The organism is Nostoc sp. (assembly GCF_036918245.1).
Lineage (GTDB): Bacteria > Cyanobacteriota > Cyanobacteriia > Cyanobacteriales > Nostocaceae > Nostoc.
In genome coordinates, this window is the sequence record NZ_JBALEF010000058.1 from 23,548 (window position 1) to 42,229 (window position 18,682).

Here is an 18,682-nt window from a genome sequence, read left to right on the forward strand (position 1 = left end):
CTACTATATCACTAAATCTAAATTGGTACTAGGTTCATAGAAGGTAAGCTTTGGAAGTTTACCTTCTCTTAATTTATGGAAAACTTAGTGCTAGAGTGAAAATATACTGGTAGCAAAAGCCGTTAGTTATCAGCGTAAAGTTATCAGGTAAATTATGGCTTTAACTGCTTCAACTACTATTTTTAGAAGGCAAATCCTGCGCTATGAGTTACGAAGCACATCAGGGAAAATATTAAGATCAGCTAGAGATTGTAACGTTCGCTAAAGTCTAAGTAATTTAAAATACAAAGTAGATATATACGACTATCTAAGTAACAAGGGACTAACTTTGACTTACTTGGGGTTTGCTGAAAAAGTAGTGAAAAGCCAAAAGCTCCTTATTCTTGACACCACGCCAGCCCATATCTTCTACATTTTTGAATGTCCTGCATCTATAAACGGCTTCTTCAACTTTTTGCTCAGGAGATTTTCATCAAGCAGAATGAGCATAAATAATTTGCTCCTGATTCAGCATTGCTTTTGTAATCACCTCCAAAACTTGCAACACCTGAGTTTGCAAATGTGGAAAATCTTCCAAGAATTCGGTTAAACCTGCTTCACCTTCTAGATAGTCAAAAAAAGTCTGGAATGGAACTCGCGTTCCAACAAACACAGAAGTACCACTCATAATATCTGGATCAGAAGAAATAATTCGGCGATCGCGTAAAACTGTTTGAATATCCATCGTCCTGCAAATGTCTATATTTAGAGATAGTCTAAGACTTGATCGCATTCTAGCTCTAAGTCAGGATTTAGAGCGATCGCTTTATCCTACAAAACATTCCGTAAATCTTGAATTGTATTTGCTACAACAATCCTGCGTAAAATCTCTTTCAATTGCTCTAAGTCAGAAATTTGCGAAATTTGCGACATCAACTCCAAACCATCGCTGCCAAATTTCGCCTCTAAACTTGTTTCGATGCTAGAGATTATTCCACGTACTTCTCCTCGTGCTTGTCCCTCACGTAAAATTTCTTGATACCAAGGTGATTCTCTTAAGACTGTCATATCCCACCTCATGATTTCCTGAACTAAAGTACTTTCTAATACAAAGGTTGCAAAAAATGCCAGAACTGTCTCAAGTTGATTTAATTGCTGATCAGCACGCAGCATTCGCAATGCTTCCCTAATTGTAGACTCGTTTTCTCCGCCTTTGAGAATTGGTACAAAGGGAAGCAGTGACGGTAACGGCGTCTCAAAAGCAATATTTACATCAACCTCCCAAAGGTTGATTACGCGGTAATCTTGAATTGCTCTTAACCCGATAAAATTGGATGCAAAGCTTGTAGGTATTTCGCTGTTGCTGATTTTGAGAATGTTAATCAGTACAGGGTACGTTTGTAGTTTATATTTCTCTTCCGCAAGAGCAGCATAAGCACGCATCCGGCGCGGCATTTCTGATGTGTAGCGCAATTGTAACTCATTGAGGATGAGAAATTTTCCGTATTGGGGACTTTCAGCCTGAATTACAACATCACTTTGTCGGCTAATCCATTGGAATTCTGTATTTAAGATTTCGCCTGTAACAATGTCGGGAATTCCTGTCACCCATTTTGCCCAATTATTTGGTGCAAGGCTGATTAATTTTTTAGTGCTAATATCGGCAGCTTTATTCATCAAAAAAAATAGATGCGATCGCCTTAAATCAAATCCAATAAATCCGAGGATAGTCGCGTCGCTTTATCCTACCGCAAATTATGTCAACTCTCGTATATAGAGAGCAGGGTAAGCCATTATCTAAGGTGCTAACCTTGCTTTACCTAGACGCTGCTTTTCATACCATTGTGCGATCGCAGGTGCCCAATCTTCAAAATGAGGCCACATCATTTCACACAACTTTTGAATTTCCAGTTGAGCATCTTTCTTATTTCTCAGGTCACAAAAATGCAAGAAAGACCTTAAATTAAAACTAACTACAAAATGCTGGCGATAATCAAAAGGCACTTTGCCTCTGGCGTGTTCTTCAGACATTCCACCCTCAAAATCAGCTTTATATCGTTTAGCTGCTTCTAGACACCATTGCAAATCTGCTGCTCGTTGCTCTGGTGAATAATGGTACTTTTTGCCTTGTCTATCAGTGTAATAACCAACGGGACGTAGGTAAAAAACATCTTCTATGTCTTTCTTACCTTCTACTACGTCAATAAATTGGTTGCCTGTATATCTAAAAGATTGTACATCAAATGATACGCTGACGCGATGAGTACGAGCCTGCTGCATCACACTGTGGGGAAAGTAGCCACAGTTAAAAACAATCTGGGGATGCTCTAAAGGCCCATAGTGTCCCCTCTCACCCGCTAAAAGCCGCTTAACAATAACTTCGCCGCTTTGTGACTCCGAGGGCCAGGAGTCGCGCTCATCAAACACAAACCCATCAGTATAGTCCTGGTGCATCGCGGCATAAATCACCTGCTGCGGGTTTGGTGTTTTGGCAATAACCTCTACTCGAAATCGATGCATTAGTTTTTGGGAAATGGATTGATGACTGAAAGTGCTTACGCAGAAGGAGCGGAGCCTGTTTGTTAGACATAGCTTTGAACTCGATCCATCATCATATCTCTGGCTTGGACTTCTACTCGATCGGATTAAGATACTTTACAAATATTAACAAGTTTGTTACAGTTGTTTACATAAAGAGAAGACAGGGCAAAATCCATGCGTACAAGTACTGTTATCATTGACGACCAAGGCAAACTGAACAACTTTGCGATCGAGCCAAAAGTTTATATAGATGAGCAAGGCGATCGCACTGGTTTCACTCCTTATGCAGAAATGCTCAACGGTCGTTTAGCAATGATTGGTTTTGTCTCTCTGATAGCATTAGAAGTATTCACAGGACACGGTATTGTTGGTGTATTAGCAAGTCTGTAAAAACTAATTTCTTTAATATAACTCTCAACAAATATAAGAGACGGTAAATTTACCGTCTCTTAATTTATGGAAAACTTAGTGCTAAAGTGAAAATATACTGATAGCAAAAGCCGTTAGTTATCAGCGTAAAAATATTGGATGAACTATGGCTTTAACTACTTCAACTATGTTGCCACTAGGCACTAAAGCGCCAGATTTTAATCTACCGGAAGTAGTATCTGGAAAGGCAACTTCACTTTCTACCTTTGCAGAAAAAAAAGCACTATTGGTAATGTTTATTTGTCGGCATTGCCCGTTTGTAAAACACGTCCAAAACGAATTAGTGCAGTTAGGAAGAGATTATTTTACAAGTGATTTAGCGATCGTTGCCATCAGTGCTAACGATGCAAAAAATTACCCAGATGATGCGCCAGAGTCGTTACAAGCATTTTCCACAGAACAAGGGTTAAATTTTACCTTATGCTACGACGAGAGCCAGGAAACGGCTAAGGCTTACACAGCAGCTTGCACACCAGATTTTTTTGTATTTGATGGTGATCGCCAACTTGTTTATCGAGGACAACTAGATGATAGCCGCCCCAGCAATGATAAACCTGTAACAGGTGCAGATTTACGCGCAGCCATTGAAGCAGTGCTAGCGGGTAAACCTGTCACCAGTGAGCAAAAGCCGAGTGTTGGTTGCAATATTAAATGGAAACCTGGAAACCAACCCAGTTATTTTGGTTAAGAGGGATTAGGCATGGGGCATTGGGCATTGGGCATTGGGCATTGTAAAAACTTTTCCCTACTCCCTACTCCCTACTGCCCACGACTATTAATGTTTAATTTCCAAATTCAGTACGTAGCATCCTAATTGGACTTTTTCTGCCCACAATTCATATTCCAGCCGCAAATGCTCTGGCAAGGGATGTCCGTTGAGAGTTAGGCTACGAGTAAAATTTCGTAAACGAATGGGATCGTTAGGTTGCAATGACTCAGTTGGCAACCAATAGCGACTAATGCCATAAACGCCCTGTTCCCAAAAGTGACGGTAACTCACTTGAGCGTTACCTTGCATAGTCATGATGACTCGGTAAGGGGAAATCTCCAGCCACAATATTCTGGGACTGTTAGGGGCGTAAGCTTTGCTCTTACTTTGGGGAAGTGTGTCTTCTGGACTTATAACACTCTCTACTTCGCAGCTAATTAAGGGTGGTGCGGTCATTAGTAAATGAAATCGATCGGTATCTTTTTGATACAATGTCGCGGCAGTTTCGACAACAGACCAGATCGGTAGGTCAGTGGAAATAAGTGATAAGCACACGGGCTTGCGGTGATGGGTCAGCATGGGAGCGATAAGGGCTAAAAGCTATTGAACAAAGTGAAATGAACACTCTAGCTGTCTAATAGGTCGGGGTAAGAAACTAAATAGTAAAGCAGGCTTAATATTAATGAATCCGCTGATTTGTTAATAAGCTACACAAATCTGGATGAAACAGGTAGAATGTCAGCTTACACAGCAAAAACGGTATTTTTATCTAGAGAAAGCTAATTCGTAAGTAAAGCTTGTAAATATTCTAAGGCTATAGCTTCAAAACAGTGGCAGTCGTTTTAGAGGCTAAGAAACCTTTTTGAGGTAGACTTACCGTAGATTGGAGTAAGTTTCATACAGCCAAAAGCGATAAGGGATACTAGGAAGGAAGTCACCAGAAGCGACAAACTAAGTCGCTGATGAACTTCCGGTGTATTCAAATGCCAGTGTATCCTAATGTCGGCTTCTGTTATAACCGTAGAAACTCACGAAAACCTTTCTCACCAAAATATTGCTGAGTAAAAAGTAAAATTCATTGACTCAGCAATATTTTGGTCTGCCCATTGCGCGTCTTGCAGAGAAGAAAGAGCAAAGATTTCCATTTCAAAGCAGCAAAATATGAGTAACTGTGTGAAATGAAAGTTTCATGTACGGTTTCAGTTCAGGAGGAGGGAGGCAGGAGGAACCCATGTTTAAAACATCGGATTGTAGCAAGGACGCTTTGTATCTCGCACTATGCGTCTCGATACAATTCTTTTTTTTGACTGGGCTTTATACCCAGAACTAAAGTTTTTACTTCTGCCGCCTGCCTTTCTTTGTAAAATATCTTACTTCAACTCGTCAAGTTTTTAATACCCGATCGAGTCGATTTCAATAAGCAAAAAGGCATATTGCTTTCTCATTTCAGTAGATTCAGCAAGCAAAAAGGCGTATTGCTTTCTCAAAATGCTTAATTACTTTCTCATTTCGGTATATCGCGCATTCATTTCGGTAGATTCAGCAAGCAAAAAAGCATATTGCTTTCTCAAAATGCTTGATTGCTTTCTCGTTTCGGTATATCGCGCATTCATTTCGGTAGATTCAGCAAGCAAAAAGGCATATTGCTTTCTCAAAATGCTTGATTGCTTTCTCGTTTCGGTAGATTTAGCAAGCAAAAAGACATATTGCTTTCTCAAAAGCTGGATTGCTTTCTCATTTCGGTATATCGCGCATTGATTACGACATCGCTATGTAACAAAAACCATTGGAGAATTGGCGGAGTTCTCTCAAGCCGATCGATACGGAAGTTTTTTAAAGTAAAGAATATTAACCGTACTGTATTACAAGGTTCATATCATGGCTCGGAGAAAAAGAACCTCTCAGGTGTTAGAAAAAGCAGTGCGTCGTGCTGCTAGCATCAACTCAATTGATCCGAATTTAAATTTAGGCAATGCACTTACTCTACCGGCCTTCTCAACCCTAATTGAGACGATGCGAACTAGAGAGAATTTATATAACACTGCTCTTTCCAACCTGGATAAGTTGTACCATGAAATGCTCCAAACAGAGCGCGAGTTGGCAGATATGGCAGAACACATGCTGTTGGGAGTTGCTACTCAATATGGTAAAAGCAGTGTGGAGTACGGCATGGCGGGAGGTGTTCCTAAGAACCAACGCCGCAAGGGACTGCGAGGTGAGTCACCAGTTCCCAGTTCACAGCAACCGTCATTCATTGCCGGTGTGAACGGCAACGGCAGCAAAAATGGCAACAAAGCAGCTACGACAAGTTAGCTTGAGCATTTTTCTTTTGAGAATGCCTATAGACTGAGGCTTCATCAAAAATTATTCTGACTTATTGTCATTCATTACTGATGCCATTGCGCCTGGGAACAAGTCATAAGTGTTACCGTCTGATACTTGTTTGGAAATACTTTTATAGGAGTGATAAGGAAGGCGATCGCGCTAATACTTTCAATTTAAATGTACTTTATCACCTTACAATCACTCCTATTTTACAAAAAATATTGTATTAATACTCACTAATCTACCAGGAGCAAACAAGATGGGATTCATTGAAGATATTACCAAGCTGTCTGAACAAGTCCGTAAGCGGGCTGACCAAGTTGTTGGCGAAGAAGCTACTAAGATGGCACTGATTGTTCCTTTTTTGAGTGCTATTGGCTACGATGTCTATGACCCTAGTGAAGTCATGCCGGAATACGTGGCAGATTTTGCTATTAAAAAAGCAGGGCAGTTTGAAAAGGTAGATTACGCCTTAGCTATTAACAATAATATAGTTATGCTCGTAGAGGCAAAAGCCCGTGGTCAAAAAGCTGAAGTACATGATGGGCAACTGAGCCGCTATTTTAATGGACTTTTGACAACAAAAGTAGCTATTGTCACTAACGGCATTGAATACCGTTTCTTTACTGACTTACGTGATAAAAATGTCATGGACAAGGAGCCATTTTTTGCTTTTAATATCCTTGAATATGATTCCAAAGATATTGATAATCTCAAATTCTTTCACTGTGACAATTTTGACGTTACAGCTATTACCAGTCATGCTGAAGAGATAGTTTATGTAAAAGGCATGACTCAGCTTCATTGAAGAAGAAGATAAACAAGAATCTCAAGAATCAAAACTAGTAACAACCGCTGAAGAAATCGAAGCCTTTAAAAAAATTAAAGCAATTACGCAAACTTCAAGAAGTTATAATTTTGAACCCGAATACAAGGATACTGTTTCACCCTTTGGTATCAATCTTATTGGCAAAAGTATAGCCAAGTAAATCCTGTGAACGTTTACAATAAAAGCGTCTAGATAATATTACAGAGGTAAATTGATGACAGGTGAATTTGATGGCAAAGTCGCAATTGTTACGGGTGGGAGTTCGGGAATTGGTAAGGCGACGGCGATCGCTTTTGGCAAAGCAGGTGCAAAAGTCGTCGTTGCGGCTCGTCGAGACTCCGAAGGTGAAGAAACCGTGAATATAATTAAACAAGCTGGGAGTGAAGCCTTGTTTGTTAAAACAGATGTCGCCCAAGTCTCTGAGGTGGAAGCACTTGTGAGCAAGACGGTAGAAACCTACGGGCGCCTAGATTTTGCATTCAACAATGCTGGTATTGATGGTGGGAACGCTCCTCTCCACGAACAATCGCTTGAACAGTTCGATCAACTTATAGCAATCAATGTACGCGGATTATTCCTGTGCATGAAGTATGAAATTGTCCAAATGCTTCGGACTGGAGGAGGCGTGATTGTCAACAATTCTTCGATGGGTGGACTTATAGCCTTCCCCGGCATTGGACCATATCATGCAAGCAAGCACGCTGTTATGGGGTTAACAAAGTCAGCAGCCCTTGATTATGCTAAATTGGGTATCCGCATTAATACTGTTAATCCTGGCATTATTAATACAGATTTGCTTGTCCGGATGGCAGAGAAAATGGGTGATGCTGAAACCACAAGTCAACAGTTGACAACAATGGTTCCAATGGGACGAATGGGCAAACCTGAAGAAATAGCTTCGACTGTACTTTTCTTATGTTCAGAAGCTGCTTCATATATAACTGGTCAGTCTCTGGTTGTAGATGGCGGTTATATAGCCACGTGAGTAGTCGTTTATCAAGTCAAGAAGTAGAGTTAATGACTCGCTCAATTACTCCAGTAATAGATCAGCCTGTTGAACCGATGTAATTGCTTTTACTAGCAGTTCAAAGGTTGAAACTAGAGTTGGTTTTTGTCTGATGATTCTAATTCCGTTTGATTGATCTGTCATATGTTTGTCTACAGTCAAACTACATATATAACCCAACTGCCTAGACCTATTGACGAGTAGTACCCCTTATGGTATGTTGACAAAAAAAGTGGCTCTGCAATCAGCAGAACCACTAAAGCTTTCGCAAACCTGTTATAACTTAACGAACTGCCCCTTGAGCAGAAACAGTATCAATTGGCTTCATCAGGTACAGCCGCAATAAGTGCCAGCCATTGGAGATGTAAAGCGGCAGTTTCTGGAAGAATTGCAGGAATTTGGGAGTGTTAGAGTTAGCGATCGCACCCAACTTCTCGTTATTGCTTATACAAGTATCCAACCGTTGATAAAACTCTGGATTCTCTACATCCAGCATCAATGGGAATACCCGACCTGCGTTTTCGTTAGTCTTCTTAATTACATGGATGTCGTATTCTCGCGCATCCAATCCAAGGGTGGCATAAAAGTCCTTGCGTTGGATGTCATTGAGATACATAGTCGCAAACACCGACAACAGGAAGAACCGACTCCATAGCTTTGCTTTCCAATCATTCAATATTTGCGGCTGGGATTTCATGATTGCATCAAAGAAATCGCCGTGACGGTTTTCATCCTGACACCAGTTCTCAAAGAACCGGAAGATTGGATAAACCCGGTCTTCGGGATGTGCTTCTAAATGGCGATAAATGGTGATGTAGCGCCAATAACCGATCTTCTCAGAAAGATAAGTAGCGTAGAAGATGAATTTCGGTTTAAAGAAGGTATAACTGCGACTCTTAGTCAAAAACCCTAAATCTAGGGACATATTAAAGTCCGACAAAGCTTTGTTCAAAAAGCCAGCGTGACGCGCTTCATCCCGTGACATCAGGTTAAAACACTCTGCCAAAACAGGGCTTTTTCCTTTCAAGCGACGACCAAGTTCTTTATACAGCAAAAAGCCGGAAAACTCTGCCGTACAGGAACGTTCTAGAAATTCAACGAATAATCGGCGAGTTTCCCCGTCAATATGATCCCAGGATTGTTCAAACTCGGCATCCCGAACAAAGTGGTGGCGGTTGTAGTCAGTGCGGAACTCTTCGAGAATGGCTCTTAACTCATCTTCGTTGACGGAGATATCCATCCCTGCCATTTCATCAAAATCGGTAGTATAAAACCGAGGTGTTAACAGGGTTTCTTTTGCCGGGACTTTAATCCCTGGCCGGATTTCTTCAAAGCCTGGTTTTTTGAGGGAATCTACCATGTCTTGATTTCTCTTTCGTCTTTATTATCTTAAGTAGACCTTTCGGGTGACGCTCCTACGTCTCTACCGCCACAGTAACGGCAGTTCCTCATGGGGAAACCCCGTTGGCGCTAGCCTCTCCCTTTGGGAGAAGACCGGACTGCCTCACCAGAAATGCTCTGGCAAACCGTAACAGCCCACAATAATCCAATTGTATAAAGTTCAGTCTACCAAGGTGCGGGTGAGAAATTTGTAAGCAAAACATTAAGAGTTGCAACAATCATTCAATATTTGCGGAATCAAAAATCGCGGATTGGTAGTCAAATAAATATACTTCAGCAAGCGGCATTATCTCGTTCAAGTGGAATAGCACTCACCTCTTGATTCTCAAAGCACTAGTATCTCAGTAATTTTCTGTGGTTGTTACTACAATAAAGTCATGGGGTTCTATTAATACGTTAGACAATTTAAAATTAACAATCGGTGAATAGCATAATTACTCAAAAATTTTAATTATCCTAGTACTATTTTATACTTTTATAAATAACTGGAGATTAGACAATGCCCACAACTTCAAATCAGAACAGTAGTGTCTATTACGAAAATTGCTAGAAAGCAACTGATGCAAGATGTAAGTCTAGCTATTAGCACTTGGTATAAAAAACAGTCCAAAAAACCCATCTTAAACAACAAGAGTAAATCCAAAAGGTTGAAAACAAGATGAATCTTGAAAACAATCAGCAGCAAAAAGACCGACTTCTTGTCTCTTATATCTTGTGTGCAGTCGGATTTATGGGGGTGGGAGGATTGCACCGTTTCTACAATGGCAGGATCGTAACTGGTTTGTTTTGGCTGTTGACTGGTGGTGTGTTTGGTATAGGGCAGTTTGTGGATTTGTTCTTTATCCCCAACATAGTTGACGAATACCAACACAACCTGAGATTAAAAGCGGGTGTATCTCCCTTTGGTGTGCCGTTGAATCAAGCAGTGGTTGCTTCTCAAATCCACCGACCAACAGGCAACCAACTCATGGTGAAACTGATTGAAGCGGCGGAAAGCAAGGATGGTATTTTAACTGTGACTCAAGGGGTGAAGTTCACGGGAGCCAGCTTTGCTGAAGTGGAAGCTACTCTCAAAGAGATGTACAAATCAGGTTATGTAAAAATTGATAACGACCCCAATACTGGAGCCGTTACCTACCATTTCCACGAACTTTAATTGTTATTTGTCCTTTGTCATTTGTTAAAAACTAATGACCAATGACCAATGACTAATTTCTACCTAACCACTTTTGACCGTCCAAGCGCTGAACTAAGCCATATACCAATAAATCAAGGGTAATTTTGCGTTCATCGATTAGGAATGACTCAAGAGTGCTGGGTTTTTTGCCTTCATTACAAGAAAATCCCTTTTTTCCTTGAATATCTTCATCGGGGAAATACAGGTTAAACTGACGCTTACCAATTTCTGACCAACTGCCAATAATTTGCCAGCATTCTTCGGCGGATTCAAAGCCAGTAATTGGCATCTTCTGCTTGGCAAAAGACACCTGTAAATCTTGTACGCCTTTTTGAGCGATCGCTTTTTGTAAAGCTGGCAAGTAGTCTTGCTCAATGAACTCTACAAATGGCTTATCTTCAACAGCTGGAGCTTTTTCCTTTTTAGCGGCTTTAGCTGCGGCGGGTTTTTCTTCTGTTGCGTCAGCTGCGGGTTTTTCTGCTTTTGCGGCTTTAGCTGCGGCGGGTTTTTCTTCCGTTGCATCAGCTGCGGGTTTTTCTCCTTTTGCGGCTTTAGCTGCGGCGGCGGGTTTTTCTCGCTTGGGTGGTACAGCAGCTGGTTTAGCAGCATTGGGATTATCTTCGGGATTTGCGGCTTTGGGATCTGGCGCGTTGGCAGTAGGAATATCTGTGGCTTCGGGTGAGTCTGTACTAGGAGCGTGTTCTTCAGCCACACTGGGAGCTTGCTTGTCAACAGTGCTGGGAGCTACTTCTCCCGCTTGATTGTGATTGGTTGGGTCTGCCATTGCTCAGGTCAATCCTTTAATCTAGCTTTGGGAGCGATCGCTCACCTTGATGTATCGGGTATTTTTATTTTGACATACTAGTACTGCAAGGCGGAATTCCTAATTCGTAATAACGCTCCAGCGGACGCTCGTACAGTTAGAAATAACACAAAAGCTTAGGATATAAGCTTTTTTACCGTCTGCCTCTTTCAAATCCCTTTGAATCCCATACCAGTTTCTACCTGTTGCTGTGCTGGAGTAGAACTCACTTTGTCAGATGCAATGCTAGAAGTCTGACGCCTAAAGCCAACTTGGCTCAAGAATATGCCTACTAAAATCAAGCTACCGCCAATATATTGAGGTCGGGTAGGAGCTTCACCCAAAATTAAATAGGCTGCTATAATTCCCACAATTGGGCCAAATGAGCTAACCAAAGAAGCCATAGAAGCAGTAGAAGTTTTCAAGCCTTTAATCCAAAAAGACTGGCCTAGCACCACAATCAACCCGCCATAGAGAAACATCCACTGCCACAAGAATGGTGAGAAAACATCAGCAAAATGATTCCTGCCATAGAGGACTAAAGCAATAAAGAAAAAGATTACAGTACCCAGTGCAGTCCGAAAAATGTTATAGATTCCCAAAGGAATCTGCAAAAGGTGTTTTTTGCTAATAATTGTAGAAGCGGCTATGGCCACAGATGCGGCTGCGGCCAAAAGTCCCCTATGCCTAAACCAAAACCTCGCATGTTCATCATGGTTTCTGTTGGAGGCTGAAGGATAATAGTTAGGATAACGCCAACAAAAGCTGCGATCGCACCAAGAAATTCCCAAATATTTACCCGTTCTCTCAATAACCAGACTGATAAAGCCAAAGTTAGAGGCGGTTCCAAGCGTCCCACCAAGATGACATTGTTCACCCCTGTGAGTGCCAGTGCCTGGAAAATTAAGCCAGGGGCTAATGCTCCTAATAAAATAGCTACTGCCGTTAGACTGACCCAATCTTTCCTTGAGAGTTGCTTCAAAGTAGCTTTGTTCCACTGCCGCCCATAGATAAGGATCAGAAGTATCAAGGCGCAAAGGTTTCCCACGAATAAAACATTACACAAAGAAATTGGATTGCGATTGTCAATAAAATGTTGAGCACCAATTTCTGTTAGTTTCCGGGTAACGGCGCTAGATGCTCCAAAAATTAGCATTGCTAGCCAAAGATATGTTTGTCCTGAAATTCTATGGATTTGGCGATGTGGTCTTTTGGATCTAGTCACAATAACATCACTGCAATGAAAGCATTGCTCATCATATTAAGTTACCCTCACGCACTTCAAAATGAGGTTTTGTTGAGAAAATACTTAAATTATCCTGTGACTTTGAGCAGCCATGATTAGCTGAGAAAATGCTGAGAATTAACTAAATTTTCTCAAAGGATAAATTCATGAAAATAGTGGCTTAGTTTCAATAAGCTCTCACTGCCACCTGAGATGCTTGGGATGTTCAGGATAAAACACAGAAGAGAAGTAACAAATGAAACTTGCACCCTTACTTACAAGTGTAGCCTTGGTTGGTTTTTTCACAGTTTGGGACGTACCATTAAAGGCGATCAATCCCTCATTAGTGCAGGCATCAGCAGCCGAAGAAATGTCTGTAGCACAAAAATTAGACTTGCTTACTAAGAGTAAGGGTCAAATTGGTAGTGGCGATCAACTACGTCGTTTCTTCTTTGGTGACTTGGAACCAATCGGTATCCAGGTAGGTGGTGCAGGTCATGTAGTTAACCTTTATAACAAAGCTAATGATGTCACATTCGCTTACTGTTCGCATTATGATGTGATTGTTGCCATTAAAAAAGGTAAGGTAACTAAATTTGAACCCAGCGAAGTGAAGTAATAATAAATCCACTTTCTAATTAATATTTTGCTGGAACTAGAGGAGCAATTTGATTGCATCTAGGTTACAATATATGATGACAAGCCCGGAGCAACGGAAACGTCTCCGGCTTTACACTATGCGTTTACGCCCTACCAAAAGTCTGATTTAGTCTTCCACAAAAAGCCATTAATTTTCTGGCAGAATCAGGTTTAAGGGAAAAGGTAAAAAGATAAAACTTTATTTTTAATTTTGTTCTTGAAGTCTTATTTAATTATTTTTGTCCAAGGTATTTTGAAGTGAACAGGCTAAAAGCGATCGCCTGCGAAGATAAATTGTTTAATAGCTATTAAATCAGTCAACTTCTGCCTGTACTAATACCTTTGCCAAATGTATTAATTAACTGTGGTATTTTATCTAGTAAAATTCTGTTTCTTTGTGAAAGTCTACAAAATCAGACTTGGCAAGACAAAAGGATTGAGTAAATTGCTCTATGCAACCTCAGAGGTAATCGGTAGCGGTTTCACAAGGAGAAAGCTTACTTCTATATTACTTTGCCCCGATGTGCTTTTTTTGTTGAAACAATGGAAGAAGTATATCAGCGAGTGAAAACACTCAGCAACGACTAAACCTTAACCAAGATGTTATTAAACCTTAATATTAGTCAAATATAGTCTTGTTAAGATAACTCCAAATACAATTTACAACCTGAAGTTTTGACTTTTAATGGGCAAATTAAAGACGCTTAACTCTCGGCTCATTGTAATCCAGTTTGGAAATAATACGTTTCCAAAAAATGCCTGAAAGTGTAACTTGATGTAGTTTTGAGATTTCTACTCCCAACATCAAGTTATCACATATCCTACTTTCAGGAATTGAGCAAATAGTAATTACAACAATCTTGAGTTAAGTTGTCTTAGCTTGTTTACAGTCAAAAGTTTAGTAGTATTTTAGTTTTGCAAATTTCTCTGCTATATAAGCAAAGTAAGATAACGCAGACTAATCTTAAATCTCAACCTGGGAAGGTTAGTTTTGTTTGTGTCGTACAAGCTTTTAATCAGATAGCAATTTGCATATTTGGAGTGTTCTCAAAAGTTTTACAGTTTGAATAAGGAGAAAATTCTCATGGCTCTTTACGGCTATACCATTGGAGAGGATCGTGACGGCAACGCTAGTAATGGCAAGCAACTTGACGTTTACCGCTTTTTGATCCCTTCTGGACCTGGAGGTTCTATTACTCCTACAAGAGTAGGTACAGTCAATCTTCCAGCTACTGCTACTACCGCAGATCTAGAAGGTTTGGGAACTAACCCTCGTACCGGAAGGGTAGGTGCGGTTAACGAAGCACGCGTTACTGGTTCTACAACACCAATTGATCCAACTGTTACTGTCGTTAATAATGTAGATCAGCCTTTTGCTCCAGCCACGACCTCACCAACCCGTACACCATCTGACCTACGTCGTTTTGGATTTGAGTCGGGTGCTGACTTTAATAGTAGTGCTCTATACAACATTTCAGGGAATCCGAATCCCGCAAATGGGCCAGTAGGAAGCTCTCTTTATAAAATTACTACAGCTACCCCTGGAACTCTTAGCCTTGTAGACAGCTTTGGCGGACCTACTACTGCTGCACAAAGACAAGGAACTCAACCTACCAATCCTGGAAAATTTGCCGATGGATTAGCTATCGACAATCTCAATCCTGGTAACACTCGCGCTCTTGCTAGCGATTTCAGGACTAATGATGGAGATGGGAACCAGCTTTACAAAGTCGATTTGCTCACTGGTGAGCTATCTGCACCGATTACTCTGAGAACTCCTTCAGGGCAAGCTTTGAATGTCAACGCAGATTCTGGATTGGCATTTACTAACTTCGGTTCTCAAAGATTGTTAGGTTGGCTGGAAACTGGCGCTGTCTATGAGATCACAGGCTACCAAGATGAACTTGCTGCATCAGGTCTAGGTTTAGGTAGTGCCACAGGTATTAATGGCGCTGGCTTTGCAACCGCCACCTTACTTGGTAACGTTAATTTACCAAATGCTGTAAGTGGAGTCGTTGATTATGAAGGCTTTACGATTGTTAATGAATAACAGTCGTTAGGATACTCTTTCTTCAACTCTTGTAAAAAGTACTTTTGCAAGAGTTGAAGAACGGAGCTAAAGATAAAAAAGTTTTATTTGCCAAACTACCTGTACTTTTTGTCAAGACTAACTGGATTTTTATTTTGAAATTTATTCAATTACTTATAAAAAATTGATGCTTATGTATAAGTGCAGGGGGTTATATAGCAATCCGATTTGATTACGTAAAAAAATATAAGTAAAAATCTAAGTATATATTAGGAGAGCCTGGCGCATGGGTGGGTTTCCTGACTTGAGTAGACTTTTCAAAAATAAAATGTGAGTCCTATACTCAGGGTAAGCACGTCTAATTGTGTGTTAAATGATATTAATAATTAAAGTGGCGTAATCCAATAAGTAATGCTTTGGACGACTTTTTTTTTAAAACCAAACAGAGGTAAATTCTCTTCAGATAAACCTACATAAGTCCAATGTGGAACATCGTTTTCTACAGTTTGAAACCAACCATTTTGATTAAGAGCTTTTCTCTGTTCTTTACTGCCTACGTGTAAATCAATTGCTAATCCCCAGAGATGTTGTGAAGTTCCGGGAGGTGCAACTAAACCGAGAATTTTTGTTTCTTTACCTTGTTGAACTTTTGCTAAAACTTGATTATTAGCATATTTATTCCAAAATTTTAAATTAGTGTTGAAAGTACGAGTACAATCACCAGAGCCATAACCGGATTTTAACGGAATATGTTGCTGAGTTCGTGCTTTATTTAAAGCATCAGCTGCAGGTTTTTGTAAGTAACAGTCGTTAGTACCATCAACATGACCCATTCTTAAAGTAGCTTGAAACTTTTGGGTTTCTTGTTCATTAGCAAAGATATCTTTTGGCGGCAATTTAATCTCAATATCTGGATTTACGAATACTGCACCATAGCTTCGCAACAAAGTATATTCATAAGTACCAGGCTGCGGAATTGTGGGTAATTTTCTAGCGATCGCAGATAAAAAACGCTGTTGAGGATTTAATTTGGGATCGGGAATAAATGGTTCTGATGTTGTATTTTTAGAGGTATCTATACAAAGTAATGAATCATTACTCAAGCATCCATTTAATGGTTGGGCAGTTCTAGCAACTTTGTGGGGGGTAATCTCATTACTAGCTACTAATACAAAAATCATTAAGATAACTATACTGATGAAACTTGTCTTTCTAATAAACCTAGTAATATTTTTTTGATTTTTGAGGGTGAGTTTCATTTTAAATAATTGCTTAATAATTCAAAAATAAAATTAAGAATATTCTGAAAAATATCTATTATTTATGACTTAAAATTACAGATAATTTATCGGTGTTGAACTATAGTTGTTATCCAAGTTAGAGAAAATATCTAATACATACCAGTTATAAATTAATTTGGGTTGGCTAACGATATGAACAATAGCTGCGATCAACAACCCGGAATGTTGTCACAAATTTTAAAAAGATGATATTTTTCAATTACTACTAAAGTTAAAAAATGGAACCTTGCCTTTAATTGAGTACTAGTAAGTTTGATAACTTTTTTATCAGAAAGTTACATCCATGAAATCACTGGAACAGTTAAAATTGAAAAGAACTCTAAGCTTGCCGATCCTGTAAGTATGACCATGCACAATTCCGTTGAATTCCAAGACGCTTTTGATGTCATAGTCGTCGGTGCAGGTCACTCCGGTTGCGAAGCAGCTCTCGCCTCTGCACGCCTCGGTTGTCGTACCCTGCTATTGACGCTCAACTTGGATAAAATCGCTTGGCAACCTTGTAACCCAGCAGTAGGTGGCCCAGCCAAATCTCAGTTGACTCATGAGGTAGATGCACTCGGCGGGGAAATTGGTAAAGTAGCAGACCGCACCTACCTGCAAAAACGTATCCTCAACTCTTCACGGGGGCCTGCTGTTTGGGCATTACGCGCCCAGACTGATAAGCGCGAATATGCAGGGGTGATGAAAAATATTGTTGAGAACCAAGAAAACTTGACAATCCGCGAAAGTATGGCAACAGATTTGGTGCTGGGTGCTAACGGTGAAGTCATCGGCGTTGAAACTTATTTTGGTGTGGGGTTCCAATGTAAAGCAGTCATCTTGACAACTGGCACCTTCCTGGGAGGCAAAATTTGGGTTGGTAACAAATCAATGCCAGCCGGACGTGCTGGAGAATTTGCAGCTGAGGGATTGACACAAACCCTAAATCGCCTGGGATTTGAAACCGGAAGGCTCAAAACTGGAACTCCAGCACGGGTAGATAAGCGATCGGTAGATTATAGTAAAATGCTCATCCAGCCAGGAGATGAAGATGTGCGCTGGTTTAGCTTTGACCCGGATGTGTGGGTAGAACGAGAACAGATGCCTTGCTACATCACCCGTACAACCGCCGAAACCCATCGCTTAATTCAGGAAAATTTACACCTGTCACCAGTTTATGGCGGTTGGGTGGAAGCCAAAGGGCCACGCTATTGTCCCAGTATTGAAGATAAGATTGTCCGCTTTGCTGATAAGGAAAGCCACCAAATCTTTATTGAACCGGAAGGAAGGGATATACCCGAACTTTATATTCAAGGGTTTTCTACAGGGTTGCCAGAAAATTTGCAACTGCAAATGTTGCGGACTCTCCCCGGTTTGGAAAAATGTGTAATGCTGCGTCCTGCTTATGCAGTGGAATATGACTATTTACCAGCAACTCAGTGTTACCCCACACTAATGACCAAAAAGATTGCGGGGCTGTTTTGTGCTGGGCAAATTAATGGCACCACAGGTTATGAAGAAGCTGCTGCTCAAGGGCTGGTGGCGGGAATTAACGCAGCTCGATTTGTTCGCTCTCAAGAAATGATTGTGTTTGCCCGCGAGCAAAGTTACATTGGGACGCTAGTTGATGACCTGTGTACAAAAGACCTGCGAGAGCCTTACCGGATGCTTACCAGTAGGTCAGAGTACCGATTGCTATTGCGTTCTGACAATGCCGACCAACGTCTGACACCCTTGGGACGAGAAATTGGTTTAATTGACGATCGCCGCTGGGATATGTTTACCCAAAAACAGGGTAATATCACCACAGAAAAACAAAGATTGCAAACCACACGAATTAAAGAACATGATGAAATTGGCATAGCGATCGCATCTAATACCCAACAAGCAATTAAAGGTTCAATTACCCTCAACGATTTGTTGCGGCGTCCGGGATTGCATTACGTTGACCTCGACAGGTTCGGACTGGGAAACACCAATCTCAACCGGGCCGAGAAAGAAGGCGCAGAAATTGACATCAAGTATTCTGGCTATCTCGCTAGGCAACAAAATCAGATTGACCAAATTGCCCGCCAAGCGCACCGCCAGTTACCTGGGGATTTAGACTACACAACAATTGATACTCTTTCTAAAGAGGCACGGGAAAAGCTGACTCACGTAAAACCACTTACCCTTGGTCAAGCTGCACGTATAGGTGGTGTAAACCCAGCGGATATTAACGCCTTATTATTATATCTAGAATTGCGTAGAACCAAGAGCCAGTCAGAGTTTCCAGCGTTAGCTTAACACAAGCTTGATAAAGACTGAGTAT

At 40.8% G+C, this 18,682-nt stretch carries 16 protein-coding genes and 1 pseudogene; 9 read left to right on the plus strand and 8 right to left on the minus strand.

Annotated features, from left to right (window positions below; all coding sequences use genetic code 11):
- Nucleotides 1–472 precede the first annotated feature (472 nt).
- The 3 genes from V7L12_RS16660 to thyX form a co-directional block, all read right to left on the minus strand.
- Nucleotides 473–724 (minus strand): DUF433 domain-containing protein, encoded by a 252-nt coding sequence (locus tag V7L12_RS16660; RefSeq protein WP_335085787.1) that lies wholly within the window; start codon nucleotides 722–724, stop codon nucleotides 473–475.
- Nucleotides 725–810: 86 nt separating this feature from the next.
- The gene (locus V7L12_RS16665) at nucleotides 811–1,656 is read right to left on the minus strand and encodes an Rpn family recombination-promoting nuclease/putative transposase (RefSeq protein ID WP_335085789.1); all 846 of its coding nucleotides are present in this window, start codon (nucleotides 1,654–1,656) and stop codon (nucleotides 811–813) included.
- Nucleotides 1,657–1,776: 120 nt separating this feature from the next.
- The gene (gene thyX, locus V7L12_RS16670; RefSeq protein ID WP_335085790.1) at nucleotides 1,777–2,499 is read right to left on the minus strand and encodes an FAD-dependent thymidylate synthase; all 723 of its coding nucleotides are present in this window, start codon (nucleotides 2,497–2,499) and stop codon (nucleotides 1,777–1,779) included.
- A 195-nt stretch (nucleotides 2,500–2,694) separates the two neighbouring features.
- On the opposite strand from thyX, the gene V7L12_RS16675 reads away from it, so the two are divergent.
- Nucleotides 2,695–2,910, plus strand: coding sequence for a chlorophyll a/b-binding protein (locus V7L12_RS16675; RefSeq protein ID WP_334821916.1), 216 nt, complete (start codon nucleotides 2,695–2,697; stop codon nucleotides 2,908–2,910).
- Between the two features lie 145 nt (nucleotides 2,911–3,055).
- On the plus strand, nucleotides 3,056–3,637 hold the full coding sequence (locus V7L12_RS16680) for a thioredoxin family protein (protein WP_335085792.1): 582 nt from the start codon (nucleotides 3,056–3,058) through the stop codon (nucleotides 3,635–3,637).
- Between the two features lie 87 nt (nucleotides 3,638–3,724).
- Here the strand turns inward: V7L12_RS16680 and V7L12_RS16685 are convergent, their stop codons facing one another.
- Nucleotides 3,725–4,237: a hypothetical protein gene (locus V7L12_RS16685; RefSeq protein ID WP_104906193.1), complete on the minus strand. Its 513-nt coding sequence runs from the start codon at nucleotides 4,235–4,237 to the stop codon at nucleotides 3,725–3,727.
- A 1,299-nt stretch (nucleotides 4,238–5,536) separates the two neighbouring features.
- Here V7L12_RS16685 and V7L12_RS16690 point away from each other — a divergent pair.
- The 3 genes from V7L12_RS16690 (at nucleotide 5,537) to V7L12_RS16700 (ending at nucleotide 7,797) form a co-directional block, all read left to right on the plus strand.
- Complete coding sequence (locus V7L12_RS16690) at nucleotides 5,537–5,971, plus strand: hypothetical protein (protein WP_335085795.1); 435 nt, start codon at nucleotides 5,537–5,539, stop codon at nucleotides 5,969–5,971.
- 271 nt (nucleotides 5,972–6,242) lie between these two features.
- A complete protein-coding gene (locus V7L12_RS16695; RefSeq protein ID WP_335085798.1) occupies nucleotides 6,243–6,791 on the plus strand; it encodes a type I restriction endonuclease in 549 nt (182 codons plus the stop codon).
- A gap of 235 nt (nucleotides 6,792–7,026) precedes the next feature.
- Entirely contained in the window at nucleotides 7,027–7,797 is a 771-nt protein-coding gene (locus V7L12_RS16700; RefSeq protein WP_335085802.1) for an SDR family oxidoreductase, read from the plus strand.
- A 304-nt stretch (nucleotides 7,798–8,101) separates the two neighbouring features.
- Here V7L12_RS16700 and acsF read toward each other — a convergent pair whose 3' ends face one another.
- Nucleotides 8,102–9,178 (minus strand): magnesium-protoporphyrin IX monomethyl ester (oxidative) cyclase, encoded by a 1,077-nt coding sequence (gene acsF / locus V7L12_RS16705; protein WP_335085804.1) that lies wholly within the window; start codon nucleotides 9,176–9,178, stop codon nucleotides 8,102–8,104.
- A gap of 699 nt (nucleotides 9,179–9,877) precedes the next feature.
- On the opposite strand from acsF, the gene V7L12_RS16710 reads away from it, so the two are divergent.
- Nucleotides 9,878–10,375: a TM2 domain-containing protein gene (locus V7L12_RS16710; RefSeq protein ID WP_335085807.1), complete on the plus strand. Its 498-nt coding sequence runs from the start codon at nucleotides 9,878–9,880 to the stop codon at nucleotides 10,373–10,375.
- Nucleotides 10,376–10,427: 52 nt separating this feature from the next.
- On the opposite strand, the gene V7L12_RS16715 is transcribed toward V7L12_RS16710, so the two are convergent.
- Both V7L12_RS16715 and V7L12_RS16720 read right to left on the minus strand, forming a co-directional pair.
- A complete protein-coding gene (locus tag V7L12_RS16715; protein ID WP_335085809.1) occupies nucleotides 10,428–11,180 on the minus strand; it encodes a DUF2996 domain-containing protein in 753 nt (250 codons plus the stop codon).
- Nucleotides 11,181–11,368: 188 nt separating this feature from the next.
- Nucleotides 11,369–12,354 (minus strand): annotated as a pseudogene (locus tag V7L12_RS16720) (DMT family transporter).
- Nucleotides 12,355–12,679: 325 nt separating this feature from the next.
- Between V7L12_RS16720 and V7L12_RS16725 the strand changes: the two are divergent.
- Nucleotides 12,680–13,042, plus strand: a complete 363-nt coding sequence (locus V7L12_RS16725) for a hypothetical protein (RefSeq protein ID WP_104906199.1) — start codon at nucleotides 12,680–12,682, stop codon at nucleotides 13,040–13,042.
- A gap of 1,104 nt (nucleotides 13,043–14,146) precedes the next feature.
- A complete protein-coding gene (locus tag V7L12_RS16730; RefSeq protein WP_335085811.1) occupies nucleotides 14,147–15,112 on the plus strand; it encodes a water stress protein WSP1 in 966 nt (321 codons plus the stop codon).
- 365 nt (nucleotides 15,113–15,477) lie between these two features.
- Here V7L12_RS16730 and V7L12_RS16735 read toward each other — a convergent pair whose 3' ends face one another.
- A complete protein-coding gene (locus V7L12_RS16735; RefSeq protein ID WP_335085814.1) occupies nucleotides 15,478–16,350 on the minus strand; it encodes a D-alanyl-D-alanine carboxypeptidase family protein in 873 nt (290 codons plus the stop codon).
- Nucleotides 16,351–16,734: 384 nt separating this feature from the next.
- On the opposite strand from V7L12_RS16735, the gene mnmG reads away from it, so the two are divergent.
- The gene (gene mnmG / locus V7L12_RS16740) at nucleotides 16,735–18,657 is read left to right on the plus strand and encodes a tRNA uridine-5-carboxymethylaminomethyl(34) synthesis enzyme MnmG (protein ID WP_335085855.1); all 1,923 of its coding nucleotides are present in this window, start codon (nucleotides 16,735–16,737) and stop codon (nucleotides 18,655–18,657) included.
- Nucleotides 18,658–18,682 lie beyond the last annotated feature (25 nt).